Here is a 21,045-nt window from a genome sequence, read left to right as displayed (position 1 = left end):
GTCCGGGTCGGACCGGCGGTGTGCCGTGGTCCAGTTTAAGAGCTTGTGAACGCGGGAACAAAATTGACGGATCCCGCCGATCAGCCTACTCAGGCACGCAGGGCGGCCTGCAGGCGGGCGGGGTCGACACGCCAGAAGTCGTGCTGGCGGCCGTCCACGAAGGTCACGGGCACGTGCTCGCCGTGCTCGGCCATGAGGCGAGCGTCACCGGTGATGTCGACCACCTCGTACCCGTCGCCGGTCTCGGCGCAGACCGCGGCGATCGTCTCCTCGGCCAGCTCGCACAGGTGGCAGCCGGGCTTGCCGTACATGAGCACGCGGGCGGTCACGAGGCGTCCTCCCCGGTCTCGCGCCGGGCCCGGCTGCGCAGGCGCGCCTTCAGCACCTTGCCGTCCGGGCCGGTGGGCAGCTCGTCGACGACCAGGACGCGCGCCGGGTGCTTGAAGCGCGCGAGGTTCTGCGCGCAGTGGTCCGCCACCCGCTCGGCCAGGCCCTCGCGGGTGCCCGCCTCGGGGACGACGAAGACGACGACCGCCTCGGTCGTGCGCGGGTCGGGCACGCCGACGACGGCGGCGTGGGCGACGCCCTCGACCTCGGCCGCGACCGTCTCCACCTCGACCGGGTAGACGCTGAAGCCCGAGACCATGACGACCTCGCGCACGCGGTCCAGCACCGTGAGCCGGCCGTCGGCGTCGAGCATCCCGACGTCGCCGGTGCGGAACCAGCCGTCGGCGTCCGGGCCGTCGACGGCGTCGGGCCAGTAGCCCACGAACAGGTTGGCGCCGCGGACGTGGACCTCGCCCGGGTCGTCCGGGCCGGCGTCCTGGCCGGTCACGTCGACGACGCGCAGGTCGACTCCCGGCAGCGCGGGGCCGGCGTCACCGGGACGCGGCACCTCGGGCTCCGCGCCGGTCGTGGCGGTGAGCACCGGTGCGGCCTCGGTCAGCCCGTAGCCCAGCCCCACCGGGTGGCCGCTCGCGCGGACGAACTCCTCGGCCACCTCCGGGTCGAGCAGGGCGCCGCCGCACATGACGGTGCGGACGGTGGCCAGCGACTCGCGCAGTCCGGGCCGCACGGCCCAGTCGGCGACGAGTCGCGGGGACAGCGGCAGCAGCGTGACCGCGTGCTCGCGGACGGCCGCCAGCGCGCCGGCGGCGTCCGCGGGGTCGACGAGCACGCACCGCGTGCCCTGGCGCAGGGCCTGGCCGAGCACGGCGTTGAGGGCGTAGACGTGGAACAGCGGCAGGACCACCAGGCAGGTGTCGTCGTGGGCCATGACGGCCGGCTCGAGCGCGGCGACCTGCTCGACGTTGGCCACGAGCGCGCGGTGCGGCAGCATCGCCGCCCGCGGACGTCCGGTGCTGCCCCCGGTCGCGAGCAGGACCGCGAGCATCTCGGGGTCGCGCGGCGCCACCGGGGCGGGCCCGTCGACGGTGCGCAGGGCGTCCCACGACGTCTCGCCGCGCTTGGCCCGGGCCCCGACGACCACGAGACCGCACTCGCGCTCGAGCTCCTGGTCGCGGGAGAGCGCGTCGCGGACGGTGCGCACGGACGTGTCGTCGGCGACCACGAGCGAGGCGGCCGACTCGGCCAGCGCCCGGTGCAGCGCACCGGCCTCGGCGCGCGGCGACAGCGGCACGGCCACCATGCCCACGCGCAGGACGGCCAGGTAGGCGGCGACCAGCTCGATCCGGTTGGTCATCGCGAGGGCGACGCGCTGTCCGGCGACGAGCCCCCGGGCGCCGAGCCCACGGGCCACCTCGTCGACGAGCGCGTCGAGGCCGGACCAGGTGAGCCGGGCGTCCGCGTGCACCATCGCGACGTCGTCGGGCCAGGCGCGGGAGGCCTGCCGGAGGTGGTCGCTGACGTTCACGGGCACGCCGTCAGTGTTCCACAGCCGCTGAGCCGAGCCGCCCGGTACGGTCGTGCGCATGGGGCGTGAAGCAGCGGCACCGCGCGACCTGCGCGCCCGGTCCGTGCTGGCCGGGTCCGCCTCCGCGGCGGCCGCCGAGGTCGAGGCCGCGCTCGCGCCGACCGACGCCACCGCCGCCGCCTTCTTCGACGTCGACAACACGCTCATGCAGGGCGCCTCGATCTACCACCTCGCGCGCGGCCTGCACGAGCGCGACCTGTTCACCACGCGCCAGATCGTCAGCGCGGCGTGGCAGCAGACCTGGTTCCGCGTCGCCGGCTCCGAGGACCCCGACCACGTGGCGCAGGCCCGGGCGTCCGCGCTCGCCTTCATCGCCGGCCACCGCGCCACCGAGCTGGAGCAGATCGTCGAGGACGTCTTCGACGAGCACATGGCGCACCGCATCTGGCCGGGCACGCGGGCCCTGGCCCAGCAGCACCTCGACCACGGCCAGCGGGTGTGGCTGGTCACGGCGGCACCGGTGGAGATCGCCCGCGTCGTCGCCTCGCGGCTCGGCCTGACCGGGGCGCTCGGCACCGTCGCCGAGCAGCGCGACGGCGTCTACACCGGCCGGCTGGTCGGCGAGATGCTGCACGGCGAGAGCAAGGCCGAGGCCGTCCGCGAGCTCGCCCGCACCGAGGGCCTCGACCTCGCCCGCTGCTCGGCGTACTCGGACTCGGCCAACGACCTGCCGATGCTGTCGCTGGTCGGCCAGCCGTGCGCCATCAACCCCGACCGCCGCCTGCGCCGTCACGCGCGCGCCCACGGATGGCTCGTCCGCGACTACCGGACGGGCCGCAAGCTGGCCGGCACCGGCGTGAAGGTCGCTCTGGTCGGTGCGGCCGGCGGGGCCACCTATCGGGTGGTGCGTGACCTGGTCCGGTCGAACCAGGGTCGCGACGGCTCCTGACCCGTACACTGGACCGCGGTCCGAGGGGGAGGAACGACCGTGAGTGGGTCTGCGCTGCGCCGGGCGCTCGCGCTCGCAGCACAGCTGCCGCGTGACGCCGCGCTGGCGCCTGCCCTCGCCGCCATGACGACCGGTCCCACGGCCCCGGCCCCCGAGGGCGGCGGCACCGCGGCTCCGCCCGACGCCGATCCCGAGCGCGACCGGCTGCGGGCGCTCGTCGAGCTCGCCACCACGGGTGACGCGGAGGCGTTCGGGCAGCTCTACGACCACTACTCCGCCGGCGTCTACCGGTTCGTCCTGTACCGCGTGGGGTCCCGCGCCCTGGCCGAGGACCTCACCAGCGAGACGTTCATGCGGGCCCTGCGCTCGATCCAGAAGTTCACCTGGCAGGGCAAGGACTTCGGCGCCTGGCTCACGACGATCGCGCGCAACCTGGTCACCGACCACTTCAAGTCCGGCCGCTCCCGCCTGGAGATCGTGTCCGACGACGTCCCCGACCGGCGCTCCGTGCTGGCCCAGCCCGAGACGGACGTCCTGGCGCACCTCACCAACGAGGCGCTGTACGCGGCGGTCGCCCGGCTCAGCGACGAGCAGCGCGACTGCATCCTCATGCGCTTCATCCAGGGTCTGTCGATCGCCGAGACGGCGGCCGCGCTGGACCGTTCCGAGGGCGCGATCAAGCAGCTCCAGCTGCGCGCCGTCCGGGCGCTGGCCAAGCTGATCGACCCGGAGGTGCGGTGATGTGCGACACGCCGCGTAACCAGGGGGCACCCCGCGTCGTTGAGCCCGCTGAGACGCCATCACGGCGTCCGACCCCTGCGCACCGAAAGTTCCCGCGATGACCCCGTTCCGCCGCTCGGCCGAGGCCGAGGCCTTCGACGCCGCCCTGCGCGGCGCGGCGCCGGCGTCCGACCACGAGCAGCTGCTCCGCACGGTCGAGACGCTCCAGGCGAGCGCGGTCGAGTCGCCCCGGCCCGACTTCGCGGTCGACCTGCGCAGCCGGCTCATGGCCGAGGCGCAGGAGGTCCTGCAGCCCCGTCCGGCCGTCCCGGTCATGGCCACTCCCCGCGGCACACGACGACGTCTGGCGGGCGTCGTCGCGGCGGCGGTCACGGTCGCCGGTGGTGCCGGCCTGGTCGCGTCGAGCGCCTCCGCCCTCCCCGGCGAGGTGCTCTACCCGGTCAAGCGCGGCACCGAGCAGGTCCAGAAGTCGCTGCGGCTGTCCGACAGCGCGCGCGGCACCTTCGAGCTGCGCCAGGCGACGCGTCGCCTGGCCGAGGTCGAGGCGCTGGCCGACCGTGACGACACCCCGCAGAAGGTCGTCGACGAGGCGCTGGTCGACTTCGAGAAGGTCGCGCGGTCCGGCACCGGCCGTCTGCTCGAGGCCTACGAGGACGACCACGACAAGGCCACGCTGCAGCAGGTCGACCGGTTCGTCGCCGACACCGCGCCCACCCTCAAGGACCTGGCGAGCGGCGCCCCGGCCGAGGACACCGTCGTCGACCGCGTGCAGCGCCTGGTCGACGAGCTGACCGGCACCGTCGACAGCACCTGCCCCACCTGCCTGTCGCGCGAGTCGCGCCGCCTGGCCGACGAGGTGCAGCGCAGCGTCTCGGGCAGCGAGCCCCGTGCGTCCGTCCCGCGCGAGCAGGTCGTGTCGCGCACGCCGGCCGCCCAGCGGCGGTCCAGCGACCGGCACAGACCCGGCGCCCGCGTCGCGATCCCGACGACGAAGGTCCCCAGTGACGGCACGGCCCGCGACGGCCGTGCCGACGCACGTCCGCGACCGACCGCACCCACCACGCGGCCCACGCCGTCGGCGACCCCGACCCCCACGTCCAGCCCGCGCGACCAGGCCCGCCAGCGGGGCGAGGAGCGCCGTGCCGAGCGGGAGCGTCGTCGCGAGGAGGCCCGCACGGAGCGCGAGCAGCGCGCCGAGGAGCGGCGTGCCGAGCGCGAGCGCCGCGAGGCCGAGCGCGAGGCCCGCGCCGAGGAGCGTCGTGACCGGGCGCGCGAGCGCGCCGAGGAGCGTCGCCAGCGCGAGGACGAGCGCCGTCGCGAGCGTCAGCAGCGCTGGAACCTCTGGGTCCCGCGCGGCTAGCAGCCGCAGCCGCTAGAAGAACGCCCCGCCGCGGTCGACCAGCAGCCCGTAGAGCGTCTGCTGGATCGTCTCCCGCACCTGATCGGTGACGTTGAACAGCAGCATCGGGTCGTCGGCCGCCTCGGGCGCGTAGGCGTCGGTGCGCACCGGCTCGCCGAACTCGATGATCCACTTGCTGGGCAGCGGCACGAGGCCGAGCAGGCCCAGCCACGGGAAGAACGGCGTGATCGGCAGGTAGGGCAGGCCGAGCAGCCGTGCGAGCGAGGGCAGGTTGCCCACGAGCGGGTAGATCTCCTCGGCGCCGACGATCGACACCGGGACGATCGGCACCTGGGCGCGCATCGCCGACGACACGAACCCGCCGCGGCCGAACCGCTGCAGCTTGTAGCGCTCGCTGAACGGCTTGCCGACGCCCTTGAAGCCCTCGGGCCAGACGGCGGCGAGCTCGCCGCGGCCGAGCAGCCGCTCGGCGTCCTCGGTGCAGGCCAGCGTCGCGCCGAACTTGCGGGCGGTCTCGCCCACGAACGGCAGCGCGAAGACCAGGTCGGCGGCGAGCGGACGCAGCGTGCGCTGGGCGTACCGGTGCACCGCGTAGCTGGTGATGAGCCCGTCGATCGGCACGGTGCCGGAGTGGTTGCCGACCAGCAGCGCGCCACCCTCGGCCGGGATGTTGTGCACGCCGCGGACCTCGAGCCGGAACCACTTCTCGGCCAGCGGCTCGAGCACCTGCACGAGCAGCTCGGCGACCTCGGGGTCGTGGCCGAAGTCGTCGACCTCGTAGTCGCCCGAGAGCCGGCGGCGCAGCGTGGCCAGCATGCGCGCCAGGCGCGCCTCCCAGTCGTCGCCGAGCACGCGCTGGGCGGCCGCGACGACCGCGGTGAGGACCTCGTCGAGCGGCAGTCCGGTGGGTGGCGGCTCCTGCGGACCGGAGTGGTGCGACGTCGGCGGCGGCTCGGCCGTGGCGTCGTCCGGCACGGCGTGCAGGCGCGGACGCCCGGCGCCGGTGCCTGCGGCGGGCTCACCCGGGCGGCGCGGCGGGCGGGCCGCGCCCCCGGCCAGCGACCGGGCGGCGCTGGACGGCGTGGTGCCGCCCTGCGAGCCGCGTCCGGCTCGTCCGGAGGTGCCGAGCGGCACGTCGCGGTGGTCGTCGGTCACGAGGCTCCCCTCCCGCTGAGCAGGCCGGGCTGCAGCCCGGCCGCGAACATCGAGAACGCCTCGGCGCTGGTGTACGCCGGGGCGTACCCCAGGATCGTGCGCAGCGCCGTCGTGTCGACGACGCGGCCGTGCATGAGCAGGCGGTGCAGGTCGGGCGTGATGTCCGAGCCCATGGCCCGCAGCATGGTGCGTGCCGCGGTGCCGAACCCGACGGGCGGGAACGGCACCGTCGGACGTCCGAGCCGGCGCACCGCCTGGGACAGCATGACCACGCCGTCGCCGGCCACGTTGAACGTGCCCTGGACGCCCTCGTCGACGACGGCGCGGCGCATGACCTCGAGCGCGTCGTGGACGTGCAGGAACTGCAGCCGCGGGTCGTAGCCCGCGACCGTGGGCAGCACCGGGTTGGCGAAGTACGCGGCCAGCGGCGCGCCGGCGTCGAGCACCTGCGCCGAGCGCAGCGTCACGATGCGGACGTCGGGCCGGCGGCGGGCGAACCCGCGGACGTAGCCCTCGACCTCGCAGACGTCCTTGGGGAAGCCCGCGTTCGTGCCGCCGCGCGCCACCGAGGACTCGGTGAACAGGGCAGGACTGCGGGCGGACGTGCCGTAGACGGCCGTCGAGGAGCCCAGGACGAACGTGGTGACGTGCGAGACGCGCTGGCACGCGGCCAGCAGCTGCATCGTCCCGATGACGTTGAGCTCCTTGGCCGCGCCGCGGCCGTGCGAGGGACCGAGGTCGAGGTGGACGACGGTGTCGACGTCCTCGACCGCGATGACCTTCGCGATGACGGGCGTGCGGATGTCGGCCCGGACGAACTTCACGCCGCCGAGGTCCTCCCTCGGCGGCGTGACGTCGACACCGACGACCTTGTCGATCCCGAGCGCGTCCCCCTGGTCAGCGAGCAGCCGCGCGCATCGCAGAGCGATGTCGCGCGAGAGCCCGGTCACCAGGACGACGCGGCCCATGGTCTAGAGGCCCGCCCGGCTCACTTGCCCAGACGGCGGCGCTGCACGCGCGTGCGCTTGAGCATCTTGCGGTGCTTCTTCTTCGACATCCGCTTGCGACGCTTCTTGATGACAGAACCCACGGTCCACCTTCTGACGACTGAGTCAATTGCGAGTCCCCAGCCTACGGGCAGCAGGCCAGGAGCGGAAAGTCAGGCCGTGAGCCGGGGCTCAGCCCGCCTGGAAGTACGAGTTCTTCAGGTAGGTCTCGACCGCGTGCTCGGGCACCCGGAAGGACCGGCCCACGCGGACGGCCTCGAGCTCGCCGGCGTGGACGAGGCGGTACACGGTCATCTTGGACACGCGCATCTGGGAGGCGACCTCCGCCACGGTCATGAAACGCACGGACGAGACCATGGCGCTTCCTCCCTGAGAAGTGAACGGCACGCGCGCACTCCGGCTTCCCCACCGGAGAAGAGCGCGCGTGCCTGAGCAGAGAGTAGTGGTTCGCGAGCCGGCGCGGTAGCCGAAACCGACAACTTCTTCACCGGGTGGTTCAGGGCTGCGGATCGAGCCCCAGCAGCGGGAACGCGGCGGTGCGCGTGGCCATGATCGAGCGGTCCAGCCAGCTCGCCGGGTCGTAGCCCTCGCGCCAGTCGCGGAAGGTCGGCAGGCGCCCGTCGGTCATGCGCGTGGGGGCGTCGCCGCCGCGCAGCTCGGCCACCCGGGCCCGCCAGCGCTCGGGCGTCGGCGTGGCGACGTCGAGCGGCGTGCCGCCCACGACGGCGATGAGGTGGCTCCAGGCACGGGGGACGACGTCCAGCACGGCGTAGCCGCCGCCACCGGTGGAGACCCAGCGGCCGCCGCAGATCTCGTCGGCCAGGTCGCGCAGCGCGAGGTAGGACGCGCGCTGGCCGTCGACGCTCAGCATGAGGTTGGTGAGCGGGTCGTCCATGTGCGAGTCGCAGCCGTGCTGGGTCACCAGCACGTCGGGGGCGAACTCGCGCAGCGCGGCCGGGACGACGGCGTGGAACGCGCGCATCCAGCCGGCGTCGGACGTGGCCGGCGGCAGCGCGACGTTGATCGCCGAGCCCTCGGCGCCCTCGCCGCCGGTCTCGGTGGCGTAGCCGGTGCCGGGGAACAGCGTCTGCGGGCCCTCGTGGATCGAGATGGTCAGCACCCGCGGGTCGTCCCAGAACATCGTCTGGACGCCGTCGCCGTGGTGGGCGTCGACGTCGACGTAGGCGACCTTCTTCGCGCCGTGGTCGAGCAGCCAGGCGATGGCCAGCGCGACGTCGTTGTAGATGCAGAACCCGCTGGCCTTGCCGGGCATGGCGTGGTGGAGGCCGCCGCAGACGCTGACCGCGTGCCGCGCCTGGCCGGTCCAGACCTGGCGGGCCGCCTCGATGCTGGCGCCGGCGATCAGCGCGCTGGCCTCGTGCATGTGGGCGAAGACGGGGTTGTCCTCGGTGCCGAGCCCGAAGCCGGGCTCGGTGTAGACCGGGTGGTCGCTGAGCTTCTGCACCCGCTCGACGTAGGCCGGCGAGTGCAGCCGGAGGAGGTCGTCGTCGGTGGCGGCGGGCGCCCCCACGACGTCCACCTGCTCGAGCACGCCGAGCTCCTCAGCGAGCATCATCGTCAGCTCGACGCGCACCGGCGCCATGGGGTGGTGGGCGCCGAAGTCGTACTGCGTCATCTGGTCGTCGAAGACGACGACCGAGCGGTCCGGGGCCGTCTCCTGCGGCGCGGCGCCCTCGGTCATGCGCCCGGCCCGGACAGCTCGGCGGAGCGGGCGGCGGCCGCGCGGACGCCGTCGGCCACGGCCTGCTTCACGCCGCGGTCGTCGAACGTCGCGATCGCCGCCGCGGTGGTGCCGTTCGGCGAGGTGACCCGGCGGCGCAGCTCGGCGGGCTCGTCGTCGCTGCCGGCCAGCAGCGCGGCCGAGCCCTGGATGGTGGCCACGGCGAGCCGGTGGGCGGTGGCCGGGTCGAGACCGGCCTCGACGCCGCCGGCGATCATCGCCTCGGCCAGGTAGAAGACGTACGCGGGACCGGAGCCGGACACGGCGGTGAGCGCGTCCTGGTCATCCTCGTCGACGACCACCACGGTGCCGCCGGGCTCGAGCAGGTGCTGGACCGCGGCGACCCGCTCGTCGCTGCACGAGGCGCCGGCCGAGACGCCGAAGACGCCCTGGCCGACGAGCGCGGGGGTGTTGGGCATGACGCGCAGGACCTCGACGCCGTCGGGCACCGCCGCCTCGATGGTGGCGGTGCGGACGCCGGCGGCGAAGGACACGACCGCGGCGCCCGGGACGACCAGGGGGCCGGCCTGCTCCAGAACGCCGGGGACGTCCTGCGGCTTGGTCACGAGCAGCACCAGGTCGGCACCGCGCACCGCGTCCTCGAGCCCGGCGACGTCGATGCCGTGGCGCTCGCGGAGCTCGGCGGCTCGCTCGGGACGCTTCTCGACGGCGACGACGCGGCCCGGCTCGACGCCGGCGGCCAGGAGCGTGGACACGAGGGTCTCGCCCATCACGCCGACCCCGATGATGGCTATGCGATCGGTCACACCGCCAGCCTAGGACGTCGGGCCCCGCCGCGCGGACTCCCCTAGGGTCTGCGTGTGCGGCTGCGTCTCGATCCCTTCCTGCTGGCCCTGCTCGGCGTCGCGCTGCTGGGCACGTTCCTGCCGGTCACCGGCGAGGGGCTCGACGTCCTCGACGTGGTGGTGAAGGCGGCCGTCGCGGTGCTGTTCTTCCTGTACGGCGTCCGGCTGTCGCCGGCCGAGACCTGGCACGGGCTGCGCGGCTGGCGCCTGCACCTCTCGATCCTGGCCATGACCTACGTGGCGTTCCCGCTGCTGGGGCTGCTGGCCCGGGCGGTCACCGACCCCGTCCTGCCCGCCGGGCTGGCCACCGGCGTCCTGCTGCTGACGCTGGTGCCGTCCACCGTCCAGTCGTCCGTCGCGTTCACGGCGATCGCCCGCGGCAACGTGGCCGGCGCCGTGGTGGGGGCGTCTCTGTCGAACCTGCTCGGCGTCGCGCTGACCCCGCTGCTCGTCGGCCTGCTGCTCGCCGGGAGCGGCGACGTGACCGTGAGCGGTTCGACGGTGCTGTCGATCGTCCTGCAGCTGCTCGTGCCGTTCGCGCTCGGCACCCTCAGCCGTCCGCTGACCGCCGCGACGGTGCAGCGCTGGCACCCCGTGCTCGGTCGCTACGACCGGCTCACGATCCTGCTGGTGGTCTACGCCGCCTTCAGCAAGGGCGCCGAGGCGGACGTCTGGAGCCACGTGGACGTCGCGTCCGCGCTCGTCGTGGTGGCGGTGTGCGCGACCCTGCTGGCCGCCGCGCTCGGCTTGTGCGTGCTGCTCGGCCGGGTGGTCGGGCTGGCCGAGGCCGACCGGGCGCCCCTGCTGTTCTGCGGCAGCCACAAGAGCCTGGCCGCCGGCCTGCCGATGCTCTCGGTGCTGTTCTCCTCGGACGACTTCGCGCTCGCGGTGCTGCCGCTCATGCTCTTCCACCAGCTGCAGCTCGTGGTCTGCGCGTGGCTCGCCGCCCGCATGGGCCGCCGGGCCGAGGCCGCGGAGGCCCCGGACGCCTGAGGGCTAGGCGCGCTGCTGGGCCGCGAGCCGGATCGGCGCGTTGGTCGCGCCGTAGCCGTCGTAGCCGTCCCGCCGCTCGACGACCTCTAGGAACACCTGGCCGGACGTGCGCGTGTAGAAGTGCACGAACGCGCCGTGCTCGTCACGCTCGTAGAGCAGGTCGAGGTCACGCAGCTCGTCCACGACCTCGTCGGGCAGGCCGTACCGCGCGGCGAGGTCGTCGTAGTAGTTGCGCGGCACCGGCAGGAACGACATGCCGGCCTCGCGGGCCCGGCGGGCCACGGCGACGACGTCGTCGCACGCGAACGCCACGTGCTGCGCGTAGTCGGTCGAGCCGAGCGGGGCGACGTTGAGCGGGATGCGCACCGAGCCGTCCGGCGTCCGCATCACCTGGCTGCGCACGAGCCCCTGCGGTCCGGCGACCTCGGTGCCCGATCCGGCGTCCAGGCCGAGCACGGACGTGTAGAACAGCACCGCCTCGTCGAAGTCGGCCCAGGGCTGGGCGAGGTTGACGTGGTCGACCCGCGTGATCGGGCTGGGCGCAGCGGCGTCGCCGCCCTCGAACTCGGCGACCCAGTCCGGCTCGCCGCCGGCAGCCTCGCCGAGGAACACCTCGGTGCCGTCGGGCGCGGTGAAGGCCTGCAGCGGCACCTCGGAGGCGTACGTGCGCCGGTGCACCGCCGGCGCCATGAGGACGTGCGCCCGCTCGGCCGTCGTGACCGGGTCGTCGACCGCCAGGCCGACCGCGGCCAGGTGCGGACGCTGGTCGCGGGCCTGCTGCTCGTTGAGCACGACCCGCGCGTCGCCGGCCGACCACAGCCGCACCGGCTTGGTGCGGTGCCGCCCGCGGAAGGTGAAGCCGAGCTGGCCGAGCAGCACCTCCACGTCGGCGGTGTCCTCGGCCTTCACCTCGACGAAGTCGTAGCCCTGGGGCGCGGACGTCCGGGGCAGCCGGTGCAGGTCGTCCCGGCCCTCGACCAGGCGACCGGCGGCATCCTCGAGCCAGACCAGCGAGCGCAGCGCGTGACGGGCGGTTCGCCGGACGTCGGTCTGGCGGAACGTGTCGTTGAAGACCTCGAGCGACAGCGGGCCGGTGTAGCCGGCGCGCAGCACACGGGCCAGGAACCCGGCCAGGTCGAAGGACCCCTCCCCCGGGAACAGGCGGTGGTGGCGCGACCACGACAGCACGTCCATCGACAGCGCGGGGGCGTCGGCGAGCTGGAGGAAGAAGATCTTGTCGCCGGGGATCTTCTCGATGTCGCTCGGGTCGTGCCCGCGCGACAGGATGTGGAAGGAGTCCAGGCACACGCCCACGCGCGGGTGGTCGGCCAGCTCGACGATGCGCCAGGCCCGCCGGTAGTCGTCCACGAACCGGCCCCACGCGAGCGCCTCGAAGGCGATGCGGACGTCGTACCGCTCGGCCAGGCCGCCGAGCCGGCGCAGCTGGGCGGCGCTCACCTCGTCGGAGTCGATCGTCGCGGTGGCCACGTTCGAGCACACCAGCACGGTGTCCATGCCGAGCCGCTTCATGAGCGCGAACTTGGCCTCGGCGCGGCGCAGGTTGTCCTCGAGCAGCTCCTCGGTGACGCCCTCGAAGTCGCGGAACGGCTGGAACAGGTCGAGCGTCAGGCCGAGCCGGTCGGCCAGCGCGCGGACCTCCTCGGGCGAGTGGTCGCTCGCGACGAGGTCGGGCTCGAAGACCTCGATGCCGTCGAACCCGGCGTCCGCGCAGGCGTGCATCTTGTCGACGAGACTCCCGCTGAGGCAGACCGTGGCCACCGAGGTGCGCATGAGGACTCCTTCCGTCCGGGCCTCAATGTACGACCTGGTACGTCCGTTGTCAGCCCCGTCACCCACCCGGGGCGGGCTCGCGACCACTAGGCTCGGCGGCGTGACCGAGACCAGGCCCGAGCGCCAGCGCGACGCAGAGCGCACCCGCGCCGAGCTGCTGCGCGTGGCGACCGAGGTGTTCGCCGAGGCCGGCTACTCCGGCGCCCGGGTCGACGAGATCGCCGAGCGCACCAGCACCACGAAGCGGATGATCTACTACTACTTCGGCGGCAAGGAGGGCCTGTACCGGGCCGTCCTGGAGGACGCGTACCTGGGCATCCGGCGCGCCGAGCAGGAGCTCCACGTCGGCGACCTCGAGCCGGTCGACGCCGTCCGCCGCCTGGCCGAGCTGACCTACGACCACCACAACGCGAACCCCGCGTTCATCCGGCTGGTGTCGATCGAGAACATCCACCACGGCTCGTTCATGCAGCAGATCGACTCGCTGCGCGAGCTGGGCAACCCGGCCGTCGCGCTGCTCGAGGACCTGCTCGAGCGCGGCCGCGAGAAGGGCGTCTTCCGCGAGGGCGTCGACGCGGTCGACGTGCACCTGGTCATCAGCGCCTACTGCGTCTTCCAGGTCGCCAACCAGCACACGTTCGGGCACCTGTTCGGCCGCGACCTGCAGGCTCCGGACGAGCAGCAGCACCTGCGCTCGATGATCGGCGAGGTCGTCGTCTCCTGGCTCACCGCCGGCGCCCGCGGCTGACCCGGTCGCCCCGCTCCCCGCTTGACACGTCCTTCGAGGGGCGTGATCTACTTCACGGACGTACCAGTTAGTACATAGATCCGGAGCGTCCATGTCCCACCCGTTCCTCGTCGGCCTCATCGGCGCCGGCGTCGGGCCGTCCCTCACGCCGCCGCTGCACATGGCCGAGGCACGGGCCCTCGGTCTGACGTACGTGTACCGGACGATCGACCTCCCCGCCCTGGGCCTGCCGGCCGAGGCGGTGGGTGACCTGCTGGAGCAGGGACGCCGGCTCGGCTACGACGCGTTCAACGTCACCCACCCGTGCAAGCAGCTGGTGCTGCCGCACCTGGACGTGGTCGACCCCCGCGCCGCCGCGCTGGGTGCGGTCAACACCGTCCTGCTGCGCGACGGCCGCGCGATCGGCCACAACACCGACGTCACCGGCTTCGCCACCGCCTTCACCACCGGCCTGCCCGACGCGTCCACCAAGGACGTCGTCCTGCTCGGCGCCGGCGGTGCGGGCAGCGCCGTGGCCGACGCCCTGCTCGGGCTCGGCACCACGCACCTGACCGTGGTCGACGTCGACGACGCCCGCGCCCAGCACCTGGCCGGCGACCTCGCCGCCCGCCACCCCGACGCCCGCGTCAGCGCCGCCCGCCCCGAAAAGCTCCCGGCGCTGCTCCCCGACGCGTCCGGGCTCGTGCACTGCACGCCCACCGGCATGGCCGACCACCCCGGCCTCCCCCTCGACGACCGACTCCTCCACCCGGGGCTCTGGGTCGCCGACATCGTGTACCGCCCGCTGGAGACCGAGCTGCTGACCGCGGCCCGGGCCGCGGGCTGCCGCACCCTCGACGGAGGCCACATGGCGGTCCACCAGGCCATCGACGCCTTCCGTCTCGTCACGGGCGTCGAGCCCGACCCCGACCGCATGCTCCGTCACTTCCGCGTCCTCGCGGCCGACGAGCCCCGATCCTGAGCAAGGAGCCCCGATGCAGGCCATCGATGCGTCCAAGACCCCGAAGAAGGCGGCGCTCGCCAGCTTCATGGGCAGCGCCGTGGAGTACTACGACTTCTTCGTCTTCGGCTCCGCCGCGGCGCTGATCTTCCCGCACGTGTTCTTCCCCGACGACGACGCCTCCGCGCTCGTCATGTCGTTCGCGACGTTCGGCTTCGCCTACGTCGCCCGGCCCTTCGGCGCCGTCATCCTGGGCCACTTCGGCGACCGGGTCGGACGCCAGAAGGTGCTCATGTTCACCCTCGTGCTCATGGGCCTGTCGACCTTCCTGATCGGCTGCCTGCCCAGCTTCGACGCGATCGGCTGGGCCGCCCCGGTGCTGCTCGTGCTGTGCCGCCTGATGCAGGGCCTGTCGGCCGCCGGGGAGCAGGCCGGCGCCAGCTCGCTGACGCTGGAGCACGCCCCGGACGACCGGCGCTCGTTCTTCACGTCCTGGACGCTGACCGGCACCCAGGGCGGGCAGATCCTCGCCGCGCTGGTGTTCATCCCGGTCGTCTCCCTGCCCGACGACATCAAGTACAGCTGGGGCTGGCGCATCCCGTTCTGGTTCAGCGCGCTCGTGGTCATCGTGGCCTTCTTCATCCGCCGCAGCCTGCACGAGCCGCCGGAGTTCGCGGCCAAGAAGGCGTCCGGCGACGTCGCGCGCATCCCGCTGCTCGACCTGCTGCAGCACCACTGGGCCGACGTGCTGCGCGTGATCTGCTGCGCGTTCATCGCCGCCATCTCGACCGTGTTCGGCAACCTGGCCATCGCGTACGGCAAGGAGGTCGGCGTCGACGAGTCGATCACCCTGTGGCTGGTCGTGGCCGCCAACGTCGTCGCGCTCGGCACCCAGCCGCTGTTCGGCATGCTCGCCGACCGCATCGGCCGCAAGCCGGTGTTCGTCTACGGCGCGCTCTCCAGCGCGGTGCTCATGCCCTTCTACCTGCTCTCGATGAGCCAGGACAACGAGCTGCTGATCTTCGCCCTCGCGGTGCTGACGTTCTCGTGCGGCTACGCGGCGGCGAACGCGGTCTGGCCGTCGTTCTACGCCGAGATGTTCGACGCCCGCGTCCGCTTCTCGGGTCTGGCGATCGGCACCCAGCTCGGCTTCCTCATGGCCGGCTTCGCACCGACGATCGTCACCGCGCTCGGCGGCGTCGAGGAGGGCGGCTGGACGGTCACCGCCGGGTTCACCGCCGTCATCGCGATCGTCGCGTCGATCGCCGCGCTGACCGCGCGCGAGACCAAGGACGTCCCCACGGCCGAGCTCGGCGCCAAGCCGTCGCGCGACCGGGCGGACGAGGCGCTCGCCGGACGCTGACGAGCGCCGTCCCTCGAGGGCCCGCCGGCTTCGCGCCGGCGGGCCCTCGTGCTGTTCTCGGGAGGCCGACCCGGTAGGACCTGCTCACCGCCTAGCCGCTTCGCACAGTCGCGGTCGCTCAGCCCTCCCGGAGGACCGTGCGGAGGGACGTCGCGAGCGCGTCGGCCGAGCCCGGGACGAGCGCGTAGTACGACCAGACACCGCGCTTGCTGCGCGTGAGCAGACCCGCCTCGACGAGGATCTTGAGGTGGTGGGAGACGGTCGGCTGCGACAGACCGACCGGCTCGGTCAGGTCACAGACGCACGCCTCTGCTGACTCCTGGGCCGCGACGATGGACAGGAGCTTCAACCGCGTCGGGTCGGCCAGCGCCTTGAACTGCGCAGCCGCCCGCTGAGCGTTCGCGTCGTCCAGGAAGGACGCAGCGCCCGGAGTACAGCATGCGTCCGTGGCGTTCACCGTCGTGGTCATGCCGTCACGATACCCGAGACATTGACATTCTTCGATGCCTTGCTATCGTCCCGCTCATCGAACTTCTTCGATGGAACAGGAGCCTGATGGACACCGCCGCCGATCTCCGTCCCGCCGACCCCGTCCGGGCTCGGCTCTCGACGCTGGACAGGTACCTGCCGGCATGGATCGGCGTCGCGATGGTCGCGGGTCTGGCACTGGGCGCCGTCGTGCCGGGTCTGGCTGACGCGTTGGACAGCGTGAAGATCGGTTCGGTCTCCGTGCCCATCGCCGTCGGGCTGCTGGTGATGATGTACCCGGTCCTTGCGCGGGTCCGGTACGACGAGCTGAGTCGCGTGACCTCCGACCGCCGGCTCCTCGGTGCCTCGCTGGCCTTGAACTGGCTCGTCGGACCGGCGCTCATGTTCGCGCTCGCGTGGCTGATGCTTCCGGACCTGCCGGAGTACCGCACAGGCCTGGTGATCGTGGGTCTGGCCCGCTGCATCGCCATGGTGCTGATCTGGAACGACCTGGCCTGCGGCGACCGCGAGGCGGCCGCCGTGCTGGTCGCGATCAACTCCGTGTTCCAGGTCGTCGCGTTCGCCGCGCTCGGCTGGTTCTACCTGCAGACGCTGCCCGGCTGGCTGGGCCTGGAGACGACCAGCGCGTCGTTCTCGGTGGGTGCCATCACCGCCAGCGTCCTGGTCTTCCTGGGCATCCCGCTGGTGGCCGGCTACGCGACGCGGCGGCTGGGCGAACGCGCCCGCGGACGCGACTGGTACGAGACCGTCCTGCTCCCCCGACTGGGTCCGTGGGCCCTGTATGGGCTGCTGTTCACGATCGTGCTGCTGTTCGCGCTGCAGGGCGACCGCATCCTCGACCAACCGCTCGACGTCGTCCGCGTCGCCTTGCCACTGCTCGCCTACTTCGCGCTGATGTTCGGCATAGGCATGGTCAGCGGACGCGCACTCGAGCTGCCTTACGACCGGACGGCGACGCTCGCGTTCACCGCGGCCGGCAACAACTTCGAGCTGGCCATCGCCGTGGCGCTCGGCACGTTCGGTGTCACCTCCGGCCAGGCGCTCGCCGGGGTGATCGGCCCGCTCATCGAGGTGCCCGCGCTGGTTGGCCTGGTCTACGTCGCCCTCTGGGCACGCCGCTACTTCCCCACCGCCTCGGACCAGGAGACCCGATGACCAAGCCCACCGTCCTGTTCGTCTGTGTGCACAACGCCGGACGTTCCCAGATGGCAGCCGGATACCTGCAGCACCTCGCCGGCGACCGCATCGACGTGCGCAGCGCCGGCTCGATGCCTGGCGACCAGGTCAACCCCGTCGCCGTCGCCGCGATGGCCGAGCACGGGATCGACATCGCCGGCGAGCAGCCCAAGAAGCTGACCGACGACGCGGTCCGCGAGTCGGACGTCGTCATCACGATGGGCTGCGGCGACGAGTGCCCCTACTTCCCCGGCAAGCGCTATGAGGACTGGGTCCTCACCGACCCCGCCGGACAGGGCATCGAGGTCGTCCGCACGGTCCGCGACGAGATCCACGCCCGCGTCCAGTCCCTCATCACCTCCCTCGACCCCCAGGAGGACCGAGATGCCTGACCTGCCTCTGCCCGTCGTCGTCATCGGCGCCGGCCCGATCGGCCTGGCGACCGCCGCCCACCTGCGAGGTCGCGGACTCGACGTCCTCGTCCTCGAGCGCGGAGAACGTGCCGGCGCTGCGGTGCGCGAGTGGTCCCACGTCCGCCTGTTCTCGCCGTGGTCCGAGCTCGTCGACCCGGCGGCGCGCACCCTTCTGACCGAGGCCGGCTGGATCGAACCCGAGCTCACGGCGTTCCCCACCGGGGGCGACTGGGCCGAGCAGTACCTCCAGCCCCTCGCCGACGCCCTCGGCGACGCCGTCCGGTACGGGCACCAGGTCGTCGGCGTGACCAGGCTCGACCGCGACGTCATGGTCGACTCCGGACGCGACGACGCACCGTTCGTCGTCCACGTCCGCACCCCTGAGGGTGAGAGCCGGCTCCGCGCTCGGACGGTGGTCGACGCCTCGGGCACCTGGAGCGGGCCGAACCCGTTCGGCGGAGACGGACTGCCCGCCGTCGGCGAGTCGGCGCACGCCGACCGCATCGCCTACCGGGTGCCGGACCTCCGCGACGGGGCCACCGCGCAGCTGTACGCCGGCCGGCACACCGTCGTGGCAGGAACCGGCGCCTCGGCCAAGACCGCCCTCGTCGAGCTCACCCGGCTGGCGCGCAGCGCGCCGGGCACCCGAGTGACGTGGATCGTGCGTCGTCCCTCGGTGGGCGACGCCTTCGGCGGCGGGGAGGACGACCAGCTGAGCGAGCGCGGCGCCCTGGGCACGCGCGCCCGCGCAGCCGTGGGCGAGGGACCCGTGGCCACCCGGACCGGCTTCCGCACCGAGTCGGTCACGACCGGCGCGGACGGACGCCTGGTGATCGCCTCCACCGACGGGCAGTCCATCGACGAGGTCGACCGGGTCATCGCCGTGACCGGCTTCCGCCCGGACCTCACGTTCCTCAGCGAGGTCCGGCTCGACCTCGACCCCCGCCTCCAGGCACCGTCGGCACTGGCGCCGTTGATCGATCCGAACGTCCACTCTTGCGGGACGGTCTACCCGCACGGAGCGGCCGAGCTCACGCAGCCCGATCCGGGCTTCTTCCTCGTCGGCATGAAGTCCTACGGACGCGCGCCCTCGTTCCTCGCCCTCACCGGCTACGAGCAAGCACGATCGGTTGCTGCTGCGATCGCCGGCGACCAGGACGCCGCGGCCCGTGTCGAGCTCGTCCTTCCCGAGACCGGCGTGTGCGGCGGCGCCGCGAGCTTCGACGAGGACGCCTCGGGCGGGTGTTGCTCCAGCCCGATCGAGCTCATCGAGCTCGGCCCAGTCCCGACCCCGCGCCACTGACCGCAACGCCTGACGTCTCGGCGGTTCAGGGACGTTCGAGGGTGCGCGTGACGCCCTGGGACGCGACGCGCAGCGCGGCGACCAGGCCGGCGCGGCCGCGTCGGGTGTCGGCGACGACCACCCCGAGCGCGGCCACGACCTCGCCCCCGCGCAGCACCGGCACCGCGATGGAGCCGGCGCCGAGGGTCATCTCCTCCGCGGTCGTCGCGTAGCCCTGCCGGCGCGCCCGCTCGAGCTGCTCGGCCAGGATGCGCGGCTGGGTGATCGTGTACGGCGTCATGCGCACCAGGTGCTCCATCGCCGCGGCCCGCACGGGCTCGGGCGCGTGAGCCAGCAGCACCTTGCCGACGCCGGTGCAGTGCATCGGCAGGCGCGAGCCGACGCGGCTGACGATGGGCAGCGACGCGGTGCCCATGAGCCGGTCGACGTAGAGCACCTCGGTGCCCTCGCGCACCGCCAGGTGGACGGTCGCGCGGGTGGCGGCGTGGACGTCGGACAGGAACGGCGACGCCGCCTCGCGCAGCCCGCTCTGCAGTGGTGCGAGCAGGCCGACGTCCCACAGCCGGCGGCCGACGACGTACGCGCCGTCGGGACGCCGCTCGACCGCGCCCCACTCCTGCAGCTCGCCGACGAGCCGGTGCGCGGTCGACAGCGGGACGTCCGCCCGGGACGCCATCTCGGTGAGGGTGAGGCGACGGTGCTCGGCGTCGAACGAACCCAGCAGCGCCAGCGCCCGCGACGTGACGCTGGGTCCTGCTGGTCGCTCGCTCATCGGGTCCCGTTCCTTCCGTCCACCGGAAGCCTACCCTGGCCGTGACCTGGGCCACGTCCGTACCGTCGGCCCATGAGCACCGTCCCGACCGATCCTGACGCGGCCGCCGCCTCGCAGGCCGAGATCGACGCGGAGATCGCCGCCGTCGCCAAGGACTACGAGGCCTCCGGCGTCGAGGAGACCCAGCCCCGGCTGGACTTCCCGCCGTACCGCAGCAGCCTGCTGCGCCACCCGACGAAGAGCCTGCACCACACCGATCCGGAGGAGATCGAGCTGTGGTCGCCGGCGTTCGGGCACCGCGACGTGAGCCCGCTCGAGTCGGACCTGACGATGCAGCCCAACGGCGAGCCGATCGGTGAGCGCATCACCGTGACCGGACGCGTCGTCGACGGCGACGGACGTCCGGTCGCCGGCCAGCTGGTGGAGATCTGGCAGGCCAACGCGGCCGGACGCTACATCCACAAGCGCGACCAGCACCCCGCGCCGATCGACCCGAACTTCACCGGCGTCGGCCGCTGCCTGACCGGCCCGGACGGCTCGTACCGCTTCCAGACGATCAAGCCCGGCCCGTACCCGTGGAAGAACCACCACAACGCGTGGCGTCCGGCGCACATCCACTTCTCGCTGTTCGGCACCGACTTCACGCAGCGGATGGTCACCCAGATGTACTTCCCGGGCGACCCGCTGTTCTCGCTGGACCCGATCTACCAGTCGATCACCGACCAGAAGGCGCGCGACCGGCTCGTCGCGACCTACGACCACGACGTCACCTCGCACGAGTGGTCCACCGGCTACCGCTGGGACATCGTGCTCACCGGCAGCCACCGCACGTGGATGGAAGAGGAGGAGCAGGCATGAGCAAGCTCGTCGCGACGCCCGGCCAGACGGTCGGACCGTTCTTCCACTACGCGCTGCCCTACGAAGGCTCCGACCTGCTCGTGCCGGTGGGCCGCGAGGGCGCGATCCGGCTGCACGGCACCGTCACCGACGGCGCCGGCGTCCCGATCCCGGACGCGCTGCTCGAGCTGTGGCAGGCCGACCCCCAGGGACGCGTCGTGCAGGAGCCCGGCTCGCTGCACCGCGACCCGTGGACGTTCACCGGCTTCGGCCGCGCCGCCACGGACGCGACCGGCCACTACTCGTTCACGACGCTCGAGCCCGGGCCGACCGAGCCCGGCAAGCCGGCGTTCTTCGCCGTCGCCGTGTACGCCCGCGGTCTGCTGAACCGGCTGTTCACCCGCGCCTACGTGACCGCCGCCGACGGCTCGGTCGCCGACGACGCGCTGCTGACGTCGCTGCCGGACGAGCGTCGCGCGACGCTGCTGACCACCCGCGAGGAGACCGGCTTCCGGTTCGACGTCCGGCTGCAGGGCGACGACGAGACCGTCTTCCTCACGTACCCCGGCCACTGAGCCAGCAGACTGT

23 protein-coding genes are annotated in these 21,045 nt (G+C 73.2%); 12 read left to right on the top strand and 11 right to left on the bottom strand.

The window, feature by feature from the left end:
• Positions 1–89: 89 nt before the first annotated feature.
• Both E0W78_RS01755 and E0W78_RS01750 read right to left on the bottom strand, forming a co-directional pair.
• Positions 90–329 carry a glutaredoxin family protein gene (locus E0W78_RS01755; protein ID WP_242686179.1) on the bottom strand — a complete coding sequence of 80 codons (240 nt, stop codon included), beginning with the start codon at positions 327–329 and terminating at the stop codon, positions 90–92.
• Positions 326–1,879, bottom strand: a complete 1,554-nt coding sequence (locus E0W78_RS01750) for a class I adenylate-forming enzyme family protein (protein ID WP_131402116.1) — start codon at positions 1,877–1,879, stop codon at positions 326–328. Before E0W78_RS01750 ends, E0W78_RS01755 begins: the two co-directional genes overlap by 4 nt.
• A gap of 52 nt (positions 1,880–1,931) precedes the next feature.
• On the opposite strand from E0W78_RS01750, the gene E0W78_RS01745 reads away from it, so the two are divergent.
• The 3 genes from E0W78_RS01745 to E0W78_RS01735 all read left to right on the top strand — a co-directional run bounded on the left by E0W78_RS01745 (position 1,932) and on the right by E0W78_RS01735 (position 4,923).
• On the top strand, positions 1,932–2,822 hold the full coding sequence (locus E0W78_RS01745; protein WP_131402115.1) for an HAD-IB family hydrolase: 891 nt from the start codon (positions 1,932–1,934) through the stop codon (positions 2,820–2,822).
• A gap of 39 nt (positions 2,823–2,861) precedes the next feature.
• Positions 2,862–3,563, top strand: coding sequence for a sigma-70 family RNA polymerase sigma factor (locus E0W78_RS01740; RefSeq protein WP_242686178.1), 702 nt, complete (start codon positions 2,862–2,864; stop codon positions 3,561–3,563).
• Positions 3,564–3,660: 97 nt separating this feature from the next.
• A complete protein-coding gene (locus E0W78_RS01735) occupies positions 3,661–4,923 on the top strand; it encodes a DUF5667 domain-containing protein (protein WP_131402114.1) in 1,263 nt (420 codons plus the stop codon).
• A gap of 12 nt (positions 4,924–4,935) precedes the next feature.
• On the opposite strand, the gene E0W78_RS01730 is transcribed toward E0W78_RS01735, so the two are convergent.
• From E0W78_RS01730 to proC, 6 genes are all read right to left on the bottom strand, one after another.
• A complete protein-coding gene (locus E0W78_RS01730; RefSeq protein ID WP_242686177.1) occupies positions 4,936–6,078 on the bottom strand; it encodes a lysophospholipid acyltransferase family protein in 1,143 nt (380 codons plus the stop codon).
• Entirely contained in the window at positions 6,075–7,046 is a 972-nt protein-coding gene (locus E0W78_RS01725; RefSeq protein WP_131402113.1) for an NAD-dependent epimerase/dehydratase family protein, read from the bottom strand. The genes E0W78_RS01730 and E0W78_RS01725 overlap by 4 nt, the downstream gene beginning before the upstream one ends.
• 20 nt (positions 7,047–7,066) lie before the next feature.
• Positions 7,067–7,168, bottom strand: a complete 102-nt coding sequence (locus E0W78_RS01720; RefSeq protein WP_019143756.1) for an AURKAIP1/COX24 domain-containing protein — start codon at positions 7,166–7,168, stop codon at positions 7,067–7,069.
• A gap of 88 nt (positions 7,169–7,256) precedes the next feature.
• Positions 7,257–7,421 carry a helix-turn-helix domain-containing protein gene (locus tag E0W78_RS01715; protein ID WP_278249414.1) on the bottom strand — a complete coding sequence of 55 codons (165 nt, stop codon included), beginning with the start codon at positions 7,419–7,421 and terminating at the stop codon, positions 7,257–7,259.
• A gap of 160 nt (positions 7,422–7,581) precedes the next feature.
• Entirely contained in the window at positions 7,582–8,787 is a 1,206-nt protein-coding gene (locus E0W78_RS01710; RefSeq protein ID WP_131402112.1) for an acetoin utilization protein AcuC, read from the bottom strand.
• On the bottom strand, positions 8,784–9,593 hold the full coding sequence (gene proC / locus E0W78_RS01705) for a pyrroline-5-carboxylate reductase (protein ID WP_131402111.1): 810 nt from the start codon (positions 9,591–9,593) through the stop codon (positions 8,784–8,786). Before proC ends, E0W78_RS01710 begins: the two co-directional genes overlap by 4 nt.
• A 54-nt stretch (positions 9,594–9,647) precedes the next feature.
• On the opposite strand from proC, the gene E0W78_RS01700 reads away from it, so the two are divergent.
• Positions 9,648–10,625 (top strand): bile acid:sodium symporter family protein, encoded by a 978-nt coding sequence (locus E0W78_RS01700; protein WP_207392572.1) that lies wholly within the window; start codon positions 9,648–9,650, stop codon positions 10,623–10,625.
• 3 nt (positions 10,626–10,628) lie between these two features.
• On the opposite strand, the gene E0W78_RS01695 is transcribed toward E0W78_RS01700, so the two are convergent.
• Entirely contained in the window at positions 10,629–12,416 is a 1,788-nt protein-coding gene (locus E0W78_RS01695; RefSeq protein WP_131402109.1) for a sugar phosphate isomerase/epimerase and 4-hydroxyphenylpyruvate domain-containing protein, read from the bottom strand.
• A gap of 100 nt (positions 12,417–12,516) precedes the next feature.
• On the opposite strand from E0W78_RS01695, the gene E0W78_RS01690 reads away from it, so the two are divergent.
• The 3 genes from E0W78_RS01690 to E0W78_RS01680 all read left to right on the top strand — a co-directional run bounded on the left by E0W78_RS01690 (position 12,517) and on the right by E0W78_RS01680 (position 15,467).
• A complete protein-coding gene (locus E0W78_RS01690; RefSeq protein WP_242686176.1) occupies positions 12,517–13,164 on the top strand; it encodes a TetR/AcrR family transcriptional regulator in 648 nt (215 codons plus the stop codon).
• 91 nt (positions 13,165–13,255) lie between these two features.
• Entirely contained in the window at positions 13,256–14,125 is an 870-nt protein-coding gene (locus E0W78_RS01685) for a shikimate dehydrogenase (protein ID WP_131402107.1), read from the top strand.
• Positions 14,126–14,138: 13 nt separating this feature from the next.
• Positions 14,139–15,467 carry an MFS transporter gene (locus E0W78_RS01680; protein WP_131402106.1) on the top strand — a complete coding sequence of 443 codons (1,329 nt, stop codon included), beginning with the start codon at positions 14,139–14,141 and terminating at the stop codon, positions 15,465–15,467.
• Positions 15,468–15,585: 118 nt separating this feature from the next.
• Here E0W78_RS01680 and E0W78_RS01675 read toward each other — a convergent pair whose 3' ends face one another.
• Positions 15,586–15,936 carry a metalloregulator ArsR/SmtB family transcription factor gene (locus E0W78_RS01675; protein ID WP_131402105.1) on the bottom strand — a complete coding sequence of 117 codons (351 nt, stop codon included), beginning with the start codon at positions 15,934–15,936 and terminating at the stop codon, positions 15,586–15,588.
• Between the two features lie 86 nt (positions 15,937–16,022).
• Between E0W78_RS01675 and arsB the strand changes: the two genes are divergently transcribed.
• From arsB to E0W78_RS01660, 3 genes are read left to right on the top strand one after another with little or no spacing between them, the layout of a single operon-like run.
• Complete coding sequence (arsB, locus tag E0W78_RS01670; RefSeq protein WP_131402104.1) at positions 16,023–17,111, top strand: ACR3 family arsenite efflux transporter; 1,089 nt, start codon at positions 16,023–16,025, stop codon at positions 17,109–17,111.
• On the top strand, positions 17,108–17,524 hold the full coding sequence (locus E0W78_RS01665; RefSeq protein ID WP_131402103.1) for an arsenate reductase ArsC: 417 nt from the start codon (positions 17,108–17,110) through the stop codon (positions 17,522–17,524). The genes arsB and E0W78_RS01665 overlap by 4 nt, the downstream gene beginning before the upstream one ends.
• Entirely contained in the window at positions 17,517–18,848 is a 1,332-nt protein-coding gene (locus E0W78_RS01660; RefSeq protein ID WP_131402102.1) for an FAD-dependent oxidoreductase, read from the top strand. Before E0W78_RS01665 ends, E0W78_RS01660 begins: the two co-directional genes overlap by 8 nt.
• 25 nt (positions 18,849–18,873) lie before the next feature.
• Here E0W78_RS01660 and E0W78_RS01655 read toward each other — a convergent pair whose 3' ends face one another.
• On the bottom strand, positions 18,874–19,620 hold the full coding sequence (locus tag E0W78_RS01655) for an IclR family transcriptional regulator (RefSeq protein WP_131402101.1): 747 nt from the start codon (positions 19,618–19,620) through the stop codon (positions 18,874–18,876).
• A gap of 72 nt (positions 19,621–19,692) precedes the next feature.
• Here E0W78_RS01655 and pcaH point away from each other — a divergent pair, with 72 nt between their 5' ends.
• Together pcaH and pcaG are read left to right on the top strand one after the other, a co-directional pair.
• Complete coding sequence (gene pcaH / locus E0W78_RS01650; RefSeq protein ID WP_131402100.1) at positions 19,693–20,478, top strand: protocatechuate 3,4-dioxygenase subunit beta; 786 nt, start codon at positions 19,693–19,695, stop codon at positions 20,476–20,478.
• Positions 20,475–21,032, top strand: coding sequence for a protocatechuate 3,4-dioxygenase subunit alpha (gene pcaG / locus E0W78_RS01645; RefSeq protein ID WP_131402099.1), 558 nt, complete (start codon positions 20,475–20,477; stop codon positions 21,030–21,032). The genes pcaH and pcaG overlap by 4 nt, the downstream gene beginning before the upstream one ends.
• The last annotated feature ends 13 nt before the right edge of the window (positions 21,033–21,045 follow it).

This window comes from Aeromicrobium sp. IC_218, assembly GCF_004336805.1.
Lineage (GTDB): Bacteria > Actinomycetota > Actinomycetes > Propionibacteriales > Nocardioidaceae > Aeromicrobium.
The sequence above is the reverse complement of the archived record's forward strand: the minus strand, read 5'-3'. Positions and strand labels throughout refer to the sequence as shown.

Excerpts from the sequence above, each read along its gene's own strand:
- E0W78_RS01695 (WP_131402109.1), bottom strand. The coding sequence starts at position 12,416 with ATGCGCACCTCGGTGGCCACGGTCTGCCTCAGCGGGAGTCTCGTCGAC.
- E0W78_RS01725 (WP_131402113.1), bottom strand. The coding sequence starts at position 7,046 with ATGGGCCGCGTCGTCCTGGTGACCGGGCTCTCGCGCGACATCGCTCTG.
- E0W78_RS01715 (WP_278249414.1), bottom strand. The coding sequence starts at position 7,421 with ATGACCGTGGCGGAGGTCGCCTCCCAGATGCGCGTGTCCAAGATGACC.
- E0W78_RS01680 (WP_131402106.1), top strand. The coding sequence starts at position 14,139 with ATGCAGGCCATCGATGCGTCCAAGACCCCGAAGAAGGCGGCGCTCGCC.
- E0W78_RS01710 (WP_131402112.1), bottom strand. The coding sequence starts at position 8,787 with ATGACCGAGGGCGCCGCGCCGCAGGAGACGGCCCCGGACCGCTCGGTC.
- E0W78_RS01735 (WP_131402114.1), top strand. The coding sequence starts at position 3,661 with ATGACCCCGTTCCGCCGCTCGGCCGAGGCCGAGGCCTTCGACGCCGCC.
- E0W78_RS01745 (WP_131402115.1), top strand. The coding sequence starts at position 1,932 with ATGGGGCGTGAAGCAGCGGCACCGCGCGACCTGCGCGCCCGGTCCGTG.
- E0W78_RS01655 (WP_131402101.1), bottom strand. The coding sequence starts at position 19,620 with ATGAGCGAGCGACCAGCAGGACCCAGCGTCACGTCGCGGGCGCTGGCG.
- pcaH (WP_131402100.1), top strand. The coding sequence starts at position 19,693 with ATGAGCACCGTCCCGACCGATCCTGACGCGGCCGCCGCCTCGCAGGCC.
- E0W78_RS01660 (WP_131402102.1), top strand. The coding sequence starts at position 17,517 with ATGCCTGACCTGCCTCTGCCCGTCGTCGTCATCGGCGCCGGCCCGATC.
- E0W78_RS01675 (WP_131402105.1), bottom strand. The coding sequence starts at position 15,936 with ATGACCACGACGGTGAACGCCACGGACGCATGCTGTACTCCGGGCGCT.
- E0W78_RS01685 (WP_131402107.1), top strand. The coding sequence starts at position 13,256 with ATGTCCCACCCGTTCCTCGTCGGCCTCATCGGCGCCGGCGTCGGGCCG.
- E0W78_RS01665 (WP_131402103.1), top strand. The coding sequence starts at position 17,108 with ATGACCAAGCCCACCGTCCTGTTCGTCTGTGTGCACAACGCCGGACGT.
- pcaG (WP_131402099.1), top strand. The coding sequence starts at position 20,475 with ATGAGCAAGCTCGTCGCGACGCCCGGCCAGACGGTCGGACCGTTCTTC.
- arsB (WP_131402104.1), top strand. The coding sequence starts at position 16,023 with ATGGACACCGCCGCCGATCTCCGTCCCGCCGACCCCGTCCGGGCTCGG.